This is a genomic window from Streptomyces sp. F001 (genome assembly GCF_004187715.1).
GTDB lineage: Bacteria > Actinomycetota > Actinomycetes > Streptomycetales > Streptomycetaceae > Streptomyces > Streptomyces flavusporus.
In genome coordinates, this window is the sequence record NZ_QZWF01000032.1 from 1 (window position 1) to 16,748 (window position 16,748).

Genomic DNA, 16,748 nt, shown 5'->3' on the forward strand with positions numbered 1-16,748 from the left:
GGGATGGCGGCCGCCGCGGCAGACGCAGCCGTACGGGACGGGCCCGTACGCATGCCTGCCCGGCGCGAGCGGCCGGGCAGGGGAGGGGAGCCAGAAGATGAACGAGACGATGGTCTGCGCGGTGGGCAACGTGGCGACGCAGCCGGTCTACCGGGAGCTGGCGGCGGGACCGTCGGCGCGGTTCCGGCTGGCGGTGACCGCCCGGTACTGGGACCGCGAGAAGAGCACATGGACGGACGGGCACACGAACTTCTTCACGGTGTGGGCCAATCGGCAGCTGGCCACCAACGCGGCGGCGTCTCTGTCGGTGGGCGACCCCGTCATCGTGCAGGGCAGGCTGAAGGTACGGACGGACGTGCGCGAGGGGCAGAGCTGGACCTCGGCCGACATCGACGCCGTGGCGATCGGCCACGATCTGGCGCGCGGCACCTCGGCCTTCCGGCGCGCGAACCCCAAGAACGAGACGGAGACGACCAGTTCGCCGGCACAGCCCGAGCCCACCTGGGAGACGCCCGCCGCCGACAGCGCAGGCACCGAGCCCCAACAGCGGCCGGAACCCGCGGCGGTGACGTGACGTCGGCCAGGGCCTGTCCGGCGGATCAGGTCGCAGGAAATCGGCGGTGACTCAACGCCGCAGATGGGCGTGCCAAGCCCCGCGTCTGCGGCATGATCCGCCGGACAGGCCCGCGGGGCCGGTTCCGCCCCGGAGCCGTACGAGAGTGACCGAACTGCGGCTTATCGGCGAATGCGTGCCCGGACGGTCACGGTGGATTTGTCGATAAGCCCTGTTCGTGGGCCTCCTGGCGATAACGATTCCGAGTCGGATTGTCGGCCCGGCGGGATCACTGGGAAAGGTGGTGCGCCCGCATCCCTAGGATGCCGGGCATGGCTCTCGGGGCCTGAGATTCTGCTGGTGGGACCGTACCCCCCACGTCAACGGGTCCTGCTCGAAGGGGAATTCTGTGCTTTCTTCGTTCTCCGCACTGTCCGTGTGCGGGCGACAGGCGGCCCGTCTCGCCGCCGTGACGCTGGTGTCGGGACTGACCGTCGCTGCCGGGCCGGCCATGGCGGTGCCTGCCGCGGCCGACTCAGGGGCGGCGCAGACCCACGGCGGGGCGGCGGCCACCATGGGCGGCCTGAAGACCTACGGCGCGGCGGTGGTCCACGCCGCCGAGGGCGACCTGGAGATATCCGCGGGCCTGTTCGAAATGTCCGTCGAGGGCGGCGGCACGCTGCAGACGTACTGCGTCGACCTTCACAACCCCACCCAGAAGGACGCCAAGTACCACGAGACGCCATGGAGCGGCACCTCGCTGGGCGCCAACGACGACGCGGGCCGGATCCGCTGGATTCTGCAGAACTCCTACCCGCAGGTGAACGACCTCGCGGCGCTTGCGAAGAAGGCGGGCATCCGCGGCGGCCTCACCGAGCAGGACGCCGCGGCCGGCACCCAGGTGGCCATCTGGCGCTACTCGGACGGGGTGGACGTCGACGCTGTCGACCCGGAGGCCGAGAAGCTCGCGAACCACCTGGAGAAGAGCGCCCGGGACGCGGCGGAACCCGAGGCGTCACTGACCCTCGACCCGCCCGCGCTCTCCGGCCACCCCGGTGAGTTGCTCGGCCCGGTGACGGTGCACACCGACGCGGACAGTGTGACGGTGACCCCGCCGCCGGATGCCGCAGCCGACGGAGTGCGGATCGTCGGCAAGGACGGCAAGGACGTCACCACCGCGACGGACGGCAGCCAGCTGTTCTTCGAGGTGCCGGCGGACGCGGCGGCCGGTTCGGCCGAGCTGACCGTGCAGGCCTCGACGACCGTGCCCGTGGGCCGGGCCTTCGCCTCCGAGAGCAGAAGCCAGACGCAGATCCTGGCCGGCTCCAGCGAGTCCACGGTCTCGGCGACGGTGAGCGCGACCTGGGCGGAGAAGGGTGCGATACCCGCGCTGTCCGCGCAGGAGAACTGCGCTGAGGGCGGCGTGGACATCATGGCCGTCAACCAGGGCGACGAGGCCTTCACCTTCGAGCTGATGGGCGCCGAGCACACCATCGGCGCCGGTGAGTCGCGCACCGTGACCATCCCGCTCCAGGAGGACCAGGCATACGACTTCACGATCACCGGACCCGGCGGCTACGAGAAGCGCTTCGCCGGAGTGCTCGACTGCCGCACCCAGGCCGACGAGGCCGACGAGGCCGGTGAGTCGACGCAGATCCTCAGCGAGCCGAGCCCGGCCACGGCAGGCGGCACCGCCTCCGACGTGAACCTCGCCGCCACTGGCAGTTCCGACGCGACGCCGGCGATAGCGGGCGTGGCCATCGGCCTGGTCGTGATCGGCGGCGCGGCCCTGGTCGTGGTTCGCAGGAAGAAGTCGTAACCCATCGAGCGCGGCGCGCCGGGGCTGCCGTACTGAGACGGCGAACCCACAGGCCAGAAGCGCCCGGCCAGACGCGTCTCCCCAGGCCTGGCCGCCAGGGGAGACGGCGTCGAAGACGAGGCGCCGTCTCCTTTGACGCGTATCCGGGTCACGCCCCTGTGGGGCTCTGTCAGGTGCAGACCTTGCCGGTGGGCGGGAGCTGGCCGCGTGTCAGGTAGCGGTCGACGGCGGTGTCGATGCAGGTGCTGCCGCGGAGGAGATAGGCGCTGTGCCCGTCGCCGTCGTAGGTGAGCAGGCGGCCGGAGGAGAGCTGGCGAGCGAGCGCCTTGGCCATGGAGTACGGGGTGGCGGGATCGTGCGTGTTGCCGACGACCAGGATCGGAGCGGCACCTGGCGCGGTGATGGGGTGCGCGGTCTGGGTCCGCTGGACCGGCCAGTGGGCACACTGCATGAGAGTTGTCACCCCCCACTCACCGAACTGGGGCGAGGTGCGCAGAAACTGCGGCAGCGCCGCCTGGGTCTGCGCGGGGGTGAGCCGCGGCCCGAAGGGAGGGTTCAGACAGGCGACCGCGAGGTGCTCGTCGTAGGGAATGCCGTCGCTGAGGAACTGCTGCAGCGCGGTGGCGTCACCGGCCAGCACTCCGCGGAGCGCGGCGCGCAGCTGCTCCCACTGGGCGGTCAACAGCGCCACCGTGACTGCGCCGATGAAGTAGTCCCCGGTGACGGAGATGTCCTTGCCCAGCCGGAGCGGGGTGCGGTCCAGGGAGCGCCGCAGCGTGTCCAGTCTGCGGCCGGCCTCCTCGACGGAGTGACCCATCGGGCAGTCGGCGCGGGCAGCGCAGTCGGCGGCGAAGGACTCCCAGGCATCCTGGTAACCGCCTACCTGCCCCAGGACGAACTGATACCCGTCGAGAGCGGGGTCGACGGCACCGTCCAGCACCAGCCGGCCCACCCGGGACGGGAAGAGTTCGGCGTAGGTCGCGCCCAGGTAGGTGCCGTAGGAGTAGCCGACGTAGTGCAGCCGGTCATCGCCCAGGAGCGAACGAAGCACGTCCATGTCCCGGGCCGCATCCGGGGTGCCGACATGGGGCAGCAGCCACCCGGCGTGCCGTGCGCACGCGTCGGCGACCTGCTTGAACGCCACGTCATGGGCGCCGATCTCCGCCGGGTTGACCGAGGGGTGCAGGCCGAACCCCATGGGGGTCGTGGGGATGTCGAGCTTGCAGTCCACCGGGGTGCTGTACCTCACGCCGCGGGGGTCCACCGCGACCAGGTCGTAGGAGGCGCGCACGGACGGGGGGAAGCTGTCGGCGGTGGCCACCAGGCTGTCGATCGCGGATACGCCGGGGCCGCCGGGGTTGACCAGCAGCGAGCCGATCCCTGCGCCGTTCCCGGTGGCCTTCTTCCGGGCGGCGGTCAGGCCGATGTCGCCGGCGTCCGGGAGGGCGTAGTCCAGCGGCACCTTCACCGTGGTGCACTGAAACGAAGGGGCGGCGTCACCGCAGGGCTCCCAGCGGAGCTCTTGCTGGTAGTAGCGCCGCAGTTCCGGCGGGACGGCTGCGTCGGTGGCGGTGCCGTCAGCCCCGGCCCTCTGCGTCGCGGCGGGGGCTGCTGCGGGCGGGACATACAGTGCGGTCAGCAGCACCCCACAGGCACCCAGCATCACCACCCTGTCGCGCAGCCTCCGCCTGGGTATTCGATCCGTGTCTCGGACAGCGATCATCGCCACGCCTTCCTTGTGCGCCCGTGCGATGCAAGGGCCTGTCGGATGCGGCTTCACAACGGGCCCGGGACACCTGGCGCCCGGATCGGTCCCCCGGCGCCTCCTGTCTGCCGAGCCGTGGTCCGGGTCCTGTCCCGGAGCGGCTCTACACCGTGCGCTCCGTTGCGTAATCAGTCCATCACGCACTGTGCTCGCGGGACTGTCCGGGTAGGCCGAATGGGTGAACCGCGCCGCGCGATACGGCCGGGTCGTGCCCTGCCGCCGTCCCGTGCCGACTGATGCCGACGCCCCTTTCGTCACCCCGGAACCCGGTTCGGATCCTGCCGAGTCATGGCGATCGTCGGCCCACAGGCCGCGCTGGGCCGTCTCCGGGCCGTGCGAGGGCGCCCGAGGCCGGTCGATGACGACCGGCAGTGGCAGATGAGCCTGGGGTCCTAGGAACGAAATCCCAGGTCAGATCCCCTTGGCCATACGCGTTTCCCCCCAGGGCTGGCCGTCAGGCAAGATGGGGTGTATCTGCCCACTGCCAGTTTCAAGCTGCCGGACGGTTTCTCTTGGCTGAGTTCATTTACACCATGCGCAAGGCGCGCAAGGCGCACGGCGACAAGGTGATCCTCGACGACGTCACCCTGAATTTCCTTCCGGGTGCCAAGATCGGCGTCGTCGGCCCGAACGGTGCCGGTAAGTCGACCGTGCTGAAGATCATGGCGGGGCTGGAGCAGCCCTCCAACGGTGACGCGTTCCTGACGCCCGGCTACAGCGTCGGCATCCTGCTCCAGGAGCCCCCGCTGAACGAGGAGAAGACCGTCCTGGAGAACGTCCAGGAGGGTGTCGCCGAGATCAAGGGCAAGCTCGACCGGTTCAACGAGATCGCCGAACTGATGGCGACCGACTACTCGGACGCACTCCTCGAGGAGATGGGCAAGCTCCAGGAGGAGCTCGACCACGCCGAGGCCTGGGATCTCGACGCCCAGCTCGAGCAGGCGATGGACGCCCTGGGCTGCCCGCCCGGCGACTGGCCCGTCACCAACCTCTCCGGTGGTGAGAAGCGGCGTGTCGCGCTGTGCAAGCTGCTGCTGGAGCAGCCCGACCTGCTGCTCCTCGACGAGCCCACCAACCACCTCGACGCCGAGTCCGTGAACTGGCTGGAGCAGCACCTCGCCAAGTACCCGGGCACCGTCGTGGCCGTCACCCACGACCGGTACTTCCTCGACAATGTCGCCGGGTGGATCTGCGAGGTCGACCGTGGCCGTCTGCACGGCTACGAGGGCAACTACTCCAAGTATCTGGAGACCAAGGCCGCCCGCCTCAAGGTCGAGGGCCAGAAGGACGCCAAGCGGCAGAAGCGTCTGAAGGAAGAGCTCGAGTGGGTGCGGTCCAACGCCAAGGGGCGGCAGGCCAAGTCCAAGGCGCGTCTGGCCCGTTACGAGGAGATGGCCGCCGAGGCCGAGAAGATGCGGAAGCTGGACTTCGAGGAGATCCAGATCCCGCCGGGGCCGCGGCTCGGCAGCGTGGTCGTCGAGATCAACAACCTCAGCAAGGCTTTCGGCGAGAAGGTCCTGATCGACGATCTCTCGTTCACGCTGCCGCGTAACGGGATCGTGGGTGTCATCGGTCCGAACGGTGCCGGCAAGACGACCCTGTTCAAGATGATCCAGGGTCTGGAGGAGCCCGACGCCGGTTCGATCAAGGTCGGCGACACCGTCAAGATCTCCTACGTCGACCAGAGCCGCGAGCACATCGACCCGAAGAAGACGCTGTGGGCCGTTGTCTCGGACGAGCTGGACTACATCAACGTCGGGCAGGTGGAGATGCCCTCGCGGGCGTACGTCTCCGCCTTTGGCTTCAAGGGGCCGGACCAGCAGAAGCCGGCCGGCGTCCTGTCCGGCGGTGAGCGCAACCGGCTGAACCTCGCGCTCACCCTCAAGCAGGGCGGCAACCTGCTGCTCCTCGACGAGCCGACCAACGACCTCGACGTCGAGACGCTGTCGTCGCTGGAGAACGCGCTGCTGGAGTTCCCGGGCTGCGCCGTGGTCGTCTCCCACGACCGGTGGTTCCTCGACCGCGTGGCCACGCACATCCTCGCCTACGAGGGTGACTCCAAGTGGTTCTGGTTCGAGGGCAACTTCGAGTCGTACGAGAAGAACAAGATCGAGCGCCTCGGTCCGGACGCGGCGCGTCCGCACCGCGCCACCTACAAGAAGCTGACCCGGGGCTGATCTTGCGGCACATCTACCGCTGCCCGCTGCGCTGGGCGGACATGGACGCGTACGGCCATGTCAACAACGTGGTCTTCCTGCGCTACCTGGAGGAAGCCCGTATCGACTTCCTGTTCCGCCCGGACAAGGAGTTCAAGCAGGGGTCCGTGGTGGCGCGCCATGAGATCGACTACAAGCGGCAGCTCGTCCACCGGCATGCGCCCGTGGACATCGAGCTGTGGGTCACGGAGATCAGGGCGGCGTCCTTCACCCTCTCCTACGAGGTCAAGGACGGCGACGAGGTCTACGTCCGGGCCTCGACGGTGATAGTGCCGTTCGACTTCGAGGCGCAGCGGCCGCGCCGGATCACCGCGGAGGAGCGGGAGTTCCTCCAGGAGTACATGGACGACGTGGACGCGGATGAGGCCGAGGGGGAGGCCGTCGCCGCATGACGGTGCTCCACCTCGCCGACGAGGGGGAGGCGGCGGACCTCGCGGCCTTCCTCTCCCGGCTGCTCCACTACGACCGTGGAGCAGCGGTGCGTCTGCAGGCGGCGGGCACCGCACTCGCCGTCTTCGGACGGCCGCCGTCCTTCGAGGTGCTGGCGATCCGGGCGGTGCGGCTGGCCAAGCCGTACGAGAACGGGCTGGACGTCACGCTGGACGTGACCGTGTCCGCCGGTGAACTGCTGGAGTCCGTGGACGAGGCGGCGGCCACGGCTGCCGTCCCGGCCGCGGTGACCGGGCCGCCGTGGGCCGGCGTCATGCCGCCGCGCGGTGGCTGGCGACCGGAGCCGGGGCTGCCGGACGCGGATGCGCTGCGGGCGATGGTCGCCGCCGCGGTGGCCGAATTCCGCTCCCGTACACAAGAATTGGCGCCCGAGGGGCGTACGCGGGCCGAACTCGACCGGATCGGGCGGGAGATCTGGTCCCGGACGGTCGGGGAGACGGCGCTTCCGGTACGGGCCGTGCACGCGGCGCAGTCCCTGGGGTTCCTGCGGGGCAAGGGGGACCCAGGGTTGTTCTCGTCGGGCGCCTGGCTGCGGCTGCGGACCCCGTACGGCTCGATCGCCGTCCGACGGGCAGGACTCGGGGCTCTGGGCGTCAGCGTGCGCTGACCCGGTCGCCCGCCCCGTCAGTCGCGTTCGCTGTTGTCCGGCCAGACGCCGATGTGGTCCGGCTCCAGTTCCAGGGCGACGCGGTCGCGCATGCCCAGGGTGCGGGTGTACTCGGCGGGGAGTTGCAGACGGCCCGCGCGGTCGAGCATGGCGTACTCGCGGGCCACCACCGTCTCGTGGCCGGTCGTCGCGTCGCGTTCGCTGCGGCGCAGGACCTCGGTGGAGGTGCGGCCGTCGCGGATGGCGACCGTGCGGCGGACCTCGCCGGCGACCGCCTGGTCGTGGGTGACGATGACGATGGTGGTGCCCAGGTGTTCGTTCGCCGTGCGGAAGGCGGCGAAGACCTGTTCCGCGGTGTGGGAGTCGAGTTCGCCGGTGGGTTCGTCGGCGAGCAGGACCGCGGGGTTGTTGGCGAGGGCCACCGCGATGGCGACGCGTTGCTGCTGGCCGCCGGACATCTGGTGCGGGCGGCGGTCGCGGCAGTCGGCGACCTCCAGCAACTCCAGGAGCTCCAGGACGCGTTCGGACTGGGCGCGGCGGCGGGCCCGGCGGGAGCCCGCGAGCTGCATGGGCAGGGCGACGTTCTGGGCGGCGGTGAGGTAGGGCAGGAGATTGCGGGAGGTCTGCTGCCAGACGAAGCCGACGACCTCGCGACGGTAGGCGAGGCGGTCCCCGGCAGTCATCGACAGCAGGTCGCGGCCCGCGACCCGGGCGGCGCCGGCGGTGGGGGTGTCCAGACCGGCGAGGATGTTCATCAGTGTCGACTTGCCGCTGCCGGAGGCGCCCACCAGGGCCATGAGTTCGCCCTCGCGGACGAGGAGGTCGAGGCCCTGGAGTGCCTGGACCTCCACGCCGTCCGTGCTGAAGATGCGGACCAGACGGTCGCAGGTGATCAGGGCGTCGTGGCCGTAGGCGGGGCGCTCGCGGTGGGCGGTCGCACGGTGGGCCAGGTCGGCGAGGGTGGGGTTCGTCGTCATCGCAGGGCTCCTTCGCCGAAGGTCGAGTGCGCCGGATTCGAGTGCGCCGGATGCGAGGGCGCCGGATTCGAGTGCGCGGAGTCGGGTGGCTGCTCAGGGCTCATCGGGAGTCGCCCGCCCTCAGTTCTCTCACCGACCCCCGCCGTCCCGTCCACCACGCCTGCCCCACCGCCACGCCCACGGTCAGCAGCAGGACCGCCGCCGCGGTAGGGCCAGCGACAGCGGGTCCGTGCTCAGCTGCGCCGGGCCCACCTCGGGCTGGGACGAGGGCAGGGCGATGGCCGTGAGGTCGATGCCGGGGGAGAGGAGGCGGATGGTGGCCCAGGCGGCGAGGGTGCCGCCGAGGGCGGCCAGGGCGGAGTGGGGGAGCGATTCCAGGACGAGGAGCCGGCGGCCCTGGGCGCGGGTGAGGCCCATGGTGCGCAGACGGGCGAGGAGGGCGGTGCGTTCGGGGGCGGCGCGCAGGAGGGACAGGAGCAGGGCCAGGACGGCGTACCCGGCACCGGCCGCCACCGCCGCCGTGTAGAGGCGTTCGGCGCCGGACTGCAGCGGCGAGTCGACGAACCGTCCCCGCTCCTCGGCCCCCAGCTGTACGTGCGCCGAGTCGCCCGCCGCCCGACGCAGCGCGCCCCCGTCCAGGTGCTCGCCGGTCACCAGCAGCGCGGTCGGCCGGGCGGCCTCCGCGCCCAGCCCGGCGCGGTCCACGACCAGGAACTCGGTGCCGGTCACGGCCGGGGTGCGGTCCCGGACGAGGGCGATCCGGACGGTGATGGTGCTGCCGTCCTCCAGGCGGACCGGGAAGGGCCGGGTGCCGTAGGTCTCGGCGACGGCGGGGGAGGCAAGGGCGGGCAGGGGCGCCCGCGGGTGACCCGAGCGCCTCAACTCGCCCTCGTCGAAGGCCCCGAGGGACGTCCGCCGGGCCAGCGCCGCGTAGTCGTCGGGGGCGACGCCCGCCAGCGGTACCGACTGCGGGTCGCCGTGCGGTTTCGCCTGGTACGCGATGCTCGTCTCGGCCAGTCCACGCACGCCGGGCGCCTGGCGGATCCGGTCGGGCAGGGCGGACGGCAGGGGGGTGGTCGCCTCGATACGGGCGTCGGCGCCGATGGCGAGGACCGCCGCGCGGTCGCGGGTCTCCTGGACACCCGCAAGCACCGAGCCGCCGAAGGCGGCAGTGGTGAGGGCGGTGGACAGGGCCAGGAGCGGCAGCACCGCGGAGACGGACGTACGGGCCGCGCGGGCCAGCGACAGCGGGCCCACCGCGCCGCGCAGCCGGGCGGCCGGGCGGGCGAGGCCGCGCAGCGGGAGCGGGTAGAGCCGGATCAGGACCAGGGCTGCGATCACCGCCACCAACACCGGCGCCGCCGACGCCAGTTGATCGCCCGCCGTGCCCCGTCTGCGCAGCGTCTCGACCGCGCCGGCCGCCAGGGCGACCAGCGTGAGTTCCGCGACCGTACGGCGCCGGGAAGGACGTACGGACGCCACGTCCTCGCGGTCGCCGTGGACGCGCACGGCCCGGTGCGTGAGCGCGGCGCGCAGAGGGAGCGCCAGGCAGGCCACCGCCGTGACCGCGAGGGCGGCGACGAGCGCGGGTGTGCGGCGGCCCTCGGGGACCGCGAGCAGCGCGGCGACGAGGCCGAGGGCGGCCGCGGGCACGGCCACGACCGCGGTCTCGCCGAGCAGACGGGCCGCAAGGCCGGGCAGCCAGGCGCCGCGGGCGCGCAGCAGGGCGAGTTCGCTGCGGCGGCGGTCGGCGGCCAGACCGCCCGCCATCACAAGGACGACGAGGGCCACCGTTCCGGTACCGAACGCGGCCACGGCGACCAGCGGGCCGATGCCGGCGCGCTGCTCGTCGTAGGAGGTGAGCACGTCGTCGAGGTCGGTCGCCGCCTCCGCGCGCGGGTCGGTGGCCGTGCGGACCTCGCGCAGCCCCGGCCCCGATTCGAGCGCGGCGACCGCGGACTTCAGGGCCCCCAGGTCGTGGCCGTGCAGGGCGTCGATGTCGGGGGCCACCTGCCAGTAACGCCCGGGGGCTCCGGCGGTGCCCAGCAGGGCGGGGGCCGCTTCGGGGGCGAGCAGCAGGGCGCCGAGCCAGTACCGGCTGCCGCTCGGGTCGTTCGGTACGCGGACCAGGGCGGGGGTGCGCAACAGCGGCTGGGCCGACCAGTACGCGCCGGCCGGGTCGCGGGGGGTGACGATGCCGGTGACGCGGACGGCGAGCGGGGCGCGTTCCACGCCGGGTACGTGGATGACCGAACCGACCTTGATGTGCAGGCTCCTGGCGGTCTCGGCGGTGACCGCGGCCTCCACCTCGGCGGTCGCGGCGGTCACCGGCGGGGAAGACACGCGCGGCAGCCGGCCCTCGGTCAGCCGGGAGTGGCCGGCGAGTCCGTGCTGGGCGGCGAGCGACACCTGCGCGGGCAGTCCGCTCGGCCGGGCCAGCCAGCGTTCGGGAACCTCCTGATCGACGGTGGTGCGTACGCCGTACGTCGACTGGTCGGTGTCGGCGACCAGCGGTGGACGGGCGGCTCGCAGGACGTGTGTGTACTGCTCGGCCAGGGTGTCCGGGCGCAGCGCCTGCTCCCGCTCGCTCTGCTCCAGGCCGGGGTCGGGCTGTGGGGCGTACAGCTGGACGGTGGTGCGGTCGGGAAAGGCCTGCTCGACGGCCCGGCGCAGTCCGGCGTCCGCGTACCGGTCGACCGCGCGCGGGAACGCGGCGGCCAGGCAGGCGGTCACCGCCACCAGCAGTGCCAGCGCCCAGGCGGCGCCCGGAGCGACGCGCAGCCGGGTGCGGATCCAGGGCGCGGCAGGGCGGGCCGGCTTCGGCATCTCATTCACCCCCTGTTTCCCTGAGCGCCCGCGCCGGGTCCGTGCGGCGCAGCGCAAGTGCCGCGGTGACGAGCAGCGGGACGAGCGCAACCGCCGCCAGCAGGACGGCCACGCGGGGAACCGGAAGCTCCACCAGCACCTGAGGCACCGGCCGGGTGGCCTGCGCGGTCAGGACGATCAACGGGATCACCGCCCGGGTCAGTACGGCCCCCAGCGCGGCGCCCACCAGCAGTGCCAGCCCCACCAGGACACCCTGTTCGACGGCGACCATCCGGGCCAGCCGGCGACGCGGGGTGCCCAGGGCACGCAGCACGGCGAACTCGGCGTCCCGCTCCCGCAGCGACCCCGCCGCGCTCACCGCGAAACCGACCGCGGCCAGCGCCGCCGCCACCCCGGCCGCGGCGGCGAACGCGGCCTCGGGGCCGGCACCGAACGGATCGTCGCGCAGCTCCTCGGCGATCTCGTCCCGGACGATCACCTGCTCGGGTTCCAGATCGGGCCGGGCCCGCAGCGCGGCGGCCACCTCGGCGGCCTCGCCCGGCGCGGTCCCCAGCCACCACTCGGTGGGCGTGACGCCGGTGCCGTACCGGGCCTGCAACACCCGGTTCACCGACCGCAGATCGACGAGCAGAGCCCCTCCGTCGTGGTCGTCGGGCGTGGTCGGCAGCGCCCGTACCGCCCGGACGATCCGCACCGGCAGGGTGTGACCGCCGAACGCGACGTCCACGCGCTCCCCGGCGCGAGCGCCCGCCGACTCGAGGAAGCGGTCGGTGGCGACGGCCGTGATCTGCGGCGGCGCGGGCCGGCCGGCCTGCAGTCGGATGGTCAACGACGAGATGACCCAGGTGTATTCGTGGGGGACGTAGCCGGTGCCGTAGGTGACCGTGAGCGGCTCGGAGGAGCTGACGCGGGGGCGGGTGGGCCTGGTGTCGGCGTTGGGAGACGCGGCCGTGCCGTCGCTCTCGGAGACGGCCTTCCAGCCGGTGGGCAGCGGCAGCCGCCGAACCGTCCCGTCGGTGGCGGTGGCCGTCAACGCGTCGACGCTGAAGCGGTGTTGCTGGGCGCGGCCGAACGGCTGGCCCATGGTGAGGTGCAGGCCGGTCAGGGTGGCCGGGCCGAGCGGGCCGCCGAGGTCGGGGGTGAGGGTGTGGCGGCGGCCGTCGGCGGGGAGTTCACCGGCCGGGATGCGGTACGGCGTGCCGTAACGGTCCTCCACGACGAGGGTCACGTCCGCCGTCATGGCGGGGGCGGAGGCGCGCAGGCCTGCCGTCAGCTGGAGCCGGGCGGTGTGCGCGGGTATGCGGGCGCCGGCCGCCGAGCCCTCGGGGCCCAGCCCGGTCAGCAGCGGCCGCACCGGCTGGGCCGTCAGATCCGGGCGCATCAGCACGGCGTCCGCTGCGTGTGCGGTGTCCAGGGCGAGCACGGTCGCCGTCCGGTTGCCGGACAGCGGAAGTTCCGTACGGACGGCGGGGGCCGCCTCGGCGACGTGCGGCACGGCCGCGTACTCCTCGGTGCGGCCCGGGCCGGCCTCCCCGGCGGCGAGTACGCGCACGGGCGCACCGGCGCGGAAGTCCGCCTGGTCGTCCTGCGAGCGGTTCCAGGAGGCGCCCTGACCGATCGCCAGCATGCCCAGCGCGACCGCGAGCACCAGCAGCAGCACCGGGCCCGCCCCGCGCATCGGGCGGCGGCTGAGCTGCCAGCCCGCGAGCGCGGCGGTCAGCCCGCGCCCGCCGGCCGCCCGGCGTTCGGCGAGCCGCGCCACCGGCGGCAGCAGCCGCAGCGTCAGCACCGTTCCGGCGAGCAGCGCCAGCGCGGGCGCCGACACCAGCAGCGGGTCGATGCCCAGGGTGCCGGCGGTGGTGCCGCTGACGGCGCCGGAGGTGTGCCGGTCCAGCTGCCAGTACGCGACGCCGGCCACGGCCAGCAGGCCGATGTCGGCGCCGGCGCGGACGGGGGCGGGCAGGGGGGCGCGGGAGCGTACGGGTCGGCACCGGAACGCGAGCCCAGGAACGCGCGCAAGCGCCCGTCCTGAACCGGCGCCGGTGCGCCCGCGTTGCGCTCGCCTGCGCGCGCGGGGTGCCTCCCCAGTGCCTGAACGGCCTGGGAGGTACCCCCACCGCCCACCCTCCCCACGCTCGCTTCGCTCACGCGGGGGGACCCCCATCGCCCCAGCGGCACGACTGCCCGCAGCTACGGCGGCGCGACTGCCCGCAGCTATGTGCATTCCGCCCCCGACCACCGCCAGCGCACACCCAGGGCCACGCCCACCGCCACCAGCCCCGCGCGGCCCCCGCCGGCACGTCCAGGTGCAGGCCGATCCGGGCCAGCGACCCCTGCCCGGCCAGGAGCCGGGTCAGCGGACCGGACAGCAGCGGCGCGCAGAGCACCGCGGGCGCGGCGAGCAGCAGCGCCTCCAGCGCGGCATGGCCTGCGATCTGCGTGCCGGAGGCGCCCCGCGCCCGCAGCAGCCGGGTCTCCCCCGCGCGTTCGGCGCTCAGCAGCCGGGCCACCAGCAGCAGCGCACACCCCGCGAGCAGCACCAGCTGCAGGGCGACGATCAGCAGGGTGGAGCGGGAGACGAGCAGGGAACGGTCGAGCCGGTCGAGGACGGCGGGCAGCTGGGTGGCCGCGGCGGTCGTGCCGCTGAGCGCCGGCTGCTCGCGCAGTGCCGCGCTTCCGGCGCGGGCCGTCTCGCGCAGCGCGTCGACCCGGCCGGTGGACAGCGTGGAGAAGTCCGCCGACGCCAGCCAGCCGGACTGCCCGGTGCTCACCGCCTTGCCGGTCAGGGTCTCGGGGGCGGCGAGCAGCGGGCCGTACGTGGTGAAGCCGCCCTTGGTGATGCCTCGGCCGTGGAGGTCGTCCAGCTGCCAGTACGGCGCGGTCGGCTCGGCGGGACGGTAGACGCCGGTGATCAGGACGCGGGCGTCCCGGCCGCCGAGGCGGTCGACGACGGTGAGGCGGGCGCCGGGCTCCAGGCCGAGGCGCCGGGCGACGGTGCTGGGTACGGCCGCCTCGACGGCGTCGGCGGACGCGCGGGGGAGGCGGCCGTCGGTGATCCGCACCTGGGTGCTGTCCAGGGCGGCGAAGTACGTCAGGTCCGGGTCCGAGTCCTGCGCCGACCGCTCGTCGCTGGGGCGCAGGGTGCGGGGCAGAGCGTACGGTCCCGACCGCAGATAGCTCCGCACCGTCACCGGCAACCCGTCGAAGGTCCGCCGCGCCCCTTCCCGTACGGCCTTGTCGGCGTCCGCGCGACCGTCGGCCGGGATGTCGGCCTTGACGATCAGCGTGGTGTCGGCGGCGTTGCGGGGGTCGTGCAGAGAGTGGCGCAGCGCCGCGTCGCCGATCGCACCCGAGTAGGCGGTGAGCGTGGCCAGGACGGCCGTGGTGAGCAGAACGGTGAGCAGGGCCGCGGTCAGGAGCAGGCGGTGCGCCCGCGCCCGTAACACCACGAATCCCGCGAACCCCGTCACATGACCCCCCGCTGTTGTCCGGACCTCCGGGCGATGTTGGCAGAGGGGCCGCACTCGGGTAAGCGCTTGTGGATCGGGCTTGACCGGATTGTGACCGGAATCCGGCGTCGTACGACCGGAATCCGGGACTCACCCCTCGGGCGTCAGTCCGGGGTGTTCACCATCGAGGCCGCCGCGTAGGTCAGGTAGTTCCACAGCGTGTGCTCGTGCTCCTCGGACAGGCCCAGCTCGTCGACGGCCACCCGCATGTGCTTCAGCCAGGCGTCGTGCGCCGCCCGGTCGACGGTGAAGGGGGCGTGGCGCATCCGCAGGCGGGGGTGGCCACGGTTCTCGCTGTACGTCGTCGGGCCGCCCCAGTACTGGATCAGGAAGAGGGTGAGGCGCTCTTCTGCGGGGCCCAGGTCCTCCTCGGGGTACATCGCCCGCAGGGCCGGGTCCTCGGCGACTCCCTCGTAGAAACGGTGGACCAGGCGGCGGAAGGTCTCCTCCCCGCCGACCTGCTCGTAGAAGGTCTGCTCCTGAAGCGTGCCGCGCCGAATCTCTTTCACGCTGTCCATGCTCTCAGACCGGGTGACCGAGGACTCAAGACCTAGGACCACCTCCGCCACCACGCCCCGAGGTACTCGCCTGGCGTCGTGAACCGCAGCACAGTGGACATATGGGCGCGCATGCACTCGACAAGGACCTGGAGGCCGTCGCCGCCTCGGCGCGGGCGGCGCTGGTGCAGGAGATCGACGCGAGCGGGGCCTGGGCCGCGGACCCCGTGTGGCGGGAGGTGTTCGCAGCGGTCCCGCGCCATGTCTTCGTGCCCTACTACTACATCGGGACCGTGGACGGCTACGAACGGCTCTGGGGCGAGGACCCCGACCCGCGCGCCCGTGAGCGCTGGGTGCGCGGCGCCTACGCCGACACCCCGCTGGCCACCCGGCTGCGCGACGGTGAGCTGGTCTCCTCCAGCAGCCAGCCGTCCCTCATGGCGCTGATGCTGGCCGAGCTGCAGGTGGCGGACGGCAACCGGGTCCTGGAGATCGGCGCGGGCAGCGGTTACAACGCGGCGCTGCTCGCGCACCGCCTCGGCGACGACGACCTCGTCACCACCGTCGACCTGGAGCCGGAGATCACGGAGTCGGCCCGCCGGCACCTGGCCGCCGCCGGGTACCGCCCGGTCGTCGTCACCGGGGACGGGGCGCGCGGGGTGCCCGAACGCGCTCCCTTCGACCGGATCATCGCGACCTGCACCATGTCGTCCATCCCGCACGCCTGGCTCGCCCAGTGCCGCCCGGGCGGCCGGATCCTGACCCCGCTGGCGACCGGCCTGGTCGCGCTGACGGTGCAGGACGCCGCGCATGCCGAGGGGCGCTTCCTGCACACGCCCGCCTATTTCGTGCCGCTGCGCGGCGGAGTCCGGCGCGAGCCGGAGCGGGCGTCCCTGGGGGCGGTGCCGCTCCGGGGCCGGCAGCACGAGCTGTTCCGGTTCCTGCTCGCCCTGACCCGGGGCAGCCTGGACCCGCTGGAGGCGTACGCGCTGTGGGAGGGCGAGGGGCACCCCCGTCGCGAGCGGTACGGCGTCACCGTCGCCGGCGAACACCAGTGGGCGTGGCTGGACGAGCCGGAGGGACCGTACACCTGGTCCCTCCGCTGAACAGCTCTAACCCCGGCGGATGGTGATCGTCGTCCAGGCGCCCACGTGCACCCGGTCGCCGTCCTGGAGCGGTACCGGCACGAAGGGCTGGATCGGGTCCTCCGAGCCGTTGACCGTGGTGCCGTTCGTCGAGTTCTGGTCGACGACCGCCCAGGCGCCGTCCGGCTGCTGCACCAGCACCGCGTGCTGGTGCGAGACGCCCGGGTCCTCCGGCGGCACCGACAGGTCGATGTCGGGGGTGTCACCGGTGGAGTGCCGGCGGCGGCCGATCGTGACCTGGTTGCCGGAGAGCGTGCGCTGCTGCTCCGGGGAGTACGCGGGCAGGTTCAGGCCCGCGGCCTCGGGGCCGGAGCGCTGCATCATCGCCATGAAGTACTCGCGGTCCGGGCCGATGGTCGCCGTCCATGTCTCTTATACACATCT

10 protein-coding genes and 3 pseudogenes are annotated in these 16,748 nt (G+C 73.0%); 6 read left to right on the plus strand and 7 right to left on the minus strand.

Annotated features, from left to right (window positions below):
• Window positions 1-97: 97 nt before the first annotated feature.
• Window positions 98-574: a single-stranded DNA-binding protein gene (locus StrepF001_RS39860; protein ID WP_129802988.1), complete on the plus strand. Its 477-nt coding sequence runs from the start codon at window positions 98-100 to the stop codon at window positions 572-574.
• Window positions 575-962: 388 nt separating this feature from the next.
• A complete protein-coding gene (locus StrepF001_RS39865; protein WP_129802989.1) occupies window positions 963-2,372 on the plus strand; it encodes a TQXA domain-containing protein in 1,410 nt (469 codons plus the stop codon).
• A gap of 169 nt (window positions 2,373-2,541) precedes the next feature.
• On the opposite strand, the gene StrepF001_RS39870 is transcribed toward StrepF001_RS39865, so the two are convergent.
• Window positions 2,542-4,095 carry an alpha/beta hydrolase gene (locus tag StrepF001_RS39870; RefSeq protein WP_129802990.1) on the minus strand — a complete coding sequence of 518 codons (1,554 nt, stop codon included), beginning with the start codon at window positions 4,093-4,095 and terminating at the stop codon, window positions 2,542-2,544.
• A 554-nt stretch (window positions 4,096-4,649) separates the two neighbouring features.
• Here StrepF001_RS39870 and ettA point away from each other — a divergent pair.
• From ettA to StrepF001_RS39885, 3 genes are read left to right on the plus strand one after another with little or no spacing between them, the layout of a single operon-like run.
• The gene (gene ettA, locus StrepF001_RS39875; RefSeq protein WP_129802991.1) at window positions 4,650-6,314 is read left to right on the plus strand and encodes an energy-dependent translational throttle protein EttA; all 1,665 of its coding nucleotides are present in this window, start codon (window positions 4,650-4,652) and stop codon (window positions 6,312-6,314) included.
• A 2-nt stretch (window positions 6,315-6,316) separates the two neighbouring features.
• Complete coding sequence (locus StrepF001_RS39880) at window positions 6,317-6,745, plus strand: thioesterase family protein (protein WP_129802992.1); 429 nt, start codon at window positions 6,317-6,319, stop codon at window positions 6,743-6,745.
• The gene (locus tag StrepF001_RS39885) at window positions 6,742-7,410 is read left to right on the plus strand and encodes a hypothetical protein (RefSeq protein ID WP_129802993.1); all 669 of its coding nucleotides are present in this window, start codon (window positions 6,742-6,744) and stop codon (window positions 7,408-7,410) included. The genes StrepF001_RS39880 and StrepF001_RS39885 overlap by 4 nt, the downstream gene beginning before the upstream one ends.
• Before the next feature lie 17 nt (window positions 7,411-7,427).
• On the opposite strand, the gene StrepF001_RS39890 is transcribed toward StrepF001_RS39885, so the two are convergent.
• From StrepF001_RS39890 to StrepF001_RS39910, 5 genes and pseudogenes are all read right to left on the minus strand, one after another.
• Window positions 7,428-8,387: an ABC transporter ATP-binding protein gene (locus StrepF001_RS39890; RefSeq protein WP_129802994.1), complete on the minus strand. Its 960-nt coding sequence runs from the start codon at window positions 8,385-8,387 to the stop codon at window positions 7,428-7,430.
• 100 nt (window positions 8,388-8,487) lie between these two features.
• Window positions 8,488-11,213: pseudogene (locus StrepF001_RS39895) on the minus strand (FtsX-like permease family protein).
• A gap of 1 nt (window position 11,214) precedes the next feature.
• Window positions 11,215-13,191 (minus strand): annotated as a pseudogene (locus tag StrepF001_RS39900) (ABC transporter permease); the annotation flags it as partial.
• A gap of 316 nt (window positions 13,192-13,507) precedes the next feature.
• A pseudogene (locus StrepF001_RS39905) lies at window positions 13,508-14,662 on the minus strand (FtsX-like permease family protein); the annotation flags it as partial.
• Between the two features lie 164 nt (window positions 14,663-14,826).
• A complete protein-coding gene (locus StrepF001_RS39910; RefSeq protein ID WP_129802996.1) occupies window positions 14,827-15,240 on the minus strand; it encodes a globin in 414 nt (137 codons plus the stop codon).
• A 101-nt stretch (window positions 15,241-15,341) separates the two neighbouring features.
• Between StrepF001_RS39910 and StrepF001_RS39915 the strand changes: the two genes are divergently transcribed.
• The gene (locus StrepF001_RS39915; protein ID WP_129802997.1) at window positions 15,342-16,325 is read left to right on the plus strand and encodes a methyltransferase domain-containing protein; all 984 of its coding nucleotides are present in this window, start codon (window positions 15,342-15,344) and stop codon (window positions 16,323-16,325) included.
• Window positions 16,326-16,331: 6 nt separating this feature from the next.
• Here the strand turns inward: StrepF001_RS39915 and StrepF001_RS39920 are convergent, their stop codons facing one another.
• Window positions 16,332-16,694, minus strand: a complete 363-nt coding sequence (locus StrepF001_RS39920; RefSeq protein WP_240797914.1) for an FHA domain-containing protein — start codon at window positions 16,692-16,694, stop codon at window positions 16,332-16,334.
• Between the last annotated feature and the right edge of the window lie 54 nt (window positions 16,695-16,748).

What these genes read in the sequence shown, in the direction of transcription:
- StrepF001_RS39915 (WP_129802997.1), top strand. Translation starts at nt 15,342, where the DNA reads ATGGGCGCGCATGCACTCGACAAGGACCTGGAGGCCGTCGCCGCCTCG.
- StrepF001_RS39920 (WP_240797914.1), bottom strand. Translation starts at nt 16,694, where the DNA reads ATGGCGATGATGCAGCGCTCCGGCCCCGAGGCCGCGGGCCTGAACCTG.
- StrepF001_RS39890 (WP_129802994.1), bottom strand. Translation starts at nt 8,387, where the DNA reads ATGACGACGAACCCCACCCTCGCCGACCTGGCCCACCGTGCGACCGCC.
- StrepF001_RS39870 (WP_129802990.1), bottom strand. Translation starts at nt 4,095, where the DNA reads ATGATCGCTGTCCGAGACACGGATCGAATACCCAGGCGGAGGCTGCGC.
- StrepF001_RS39885 (WP_129802993.1), top strand. Translation starts at nt 6,742, where the DNA reads ATGACGGTGCTCCACCTCGCCGACGAGGGGGAGGCGGCGGACCTCGCG.
- StrepF001_RS39910 (WP_129802996.1), bottom strand. Translation starts at nt 15,240, where the DNA reads ATGGACAGCGTGAAAGAGATTCGGCGCGGCACGCTTCAGGAGCAGACC.
- StrepF001_RS39860 (WP_129802988.1), top strand. Translation starts at nt 98, where the DNA reads ATGAACGAGACGATGGTCTGCGCGGTGGGCAACGTGGCGACGCAGCCG.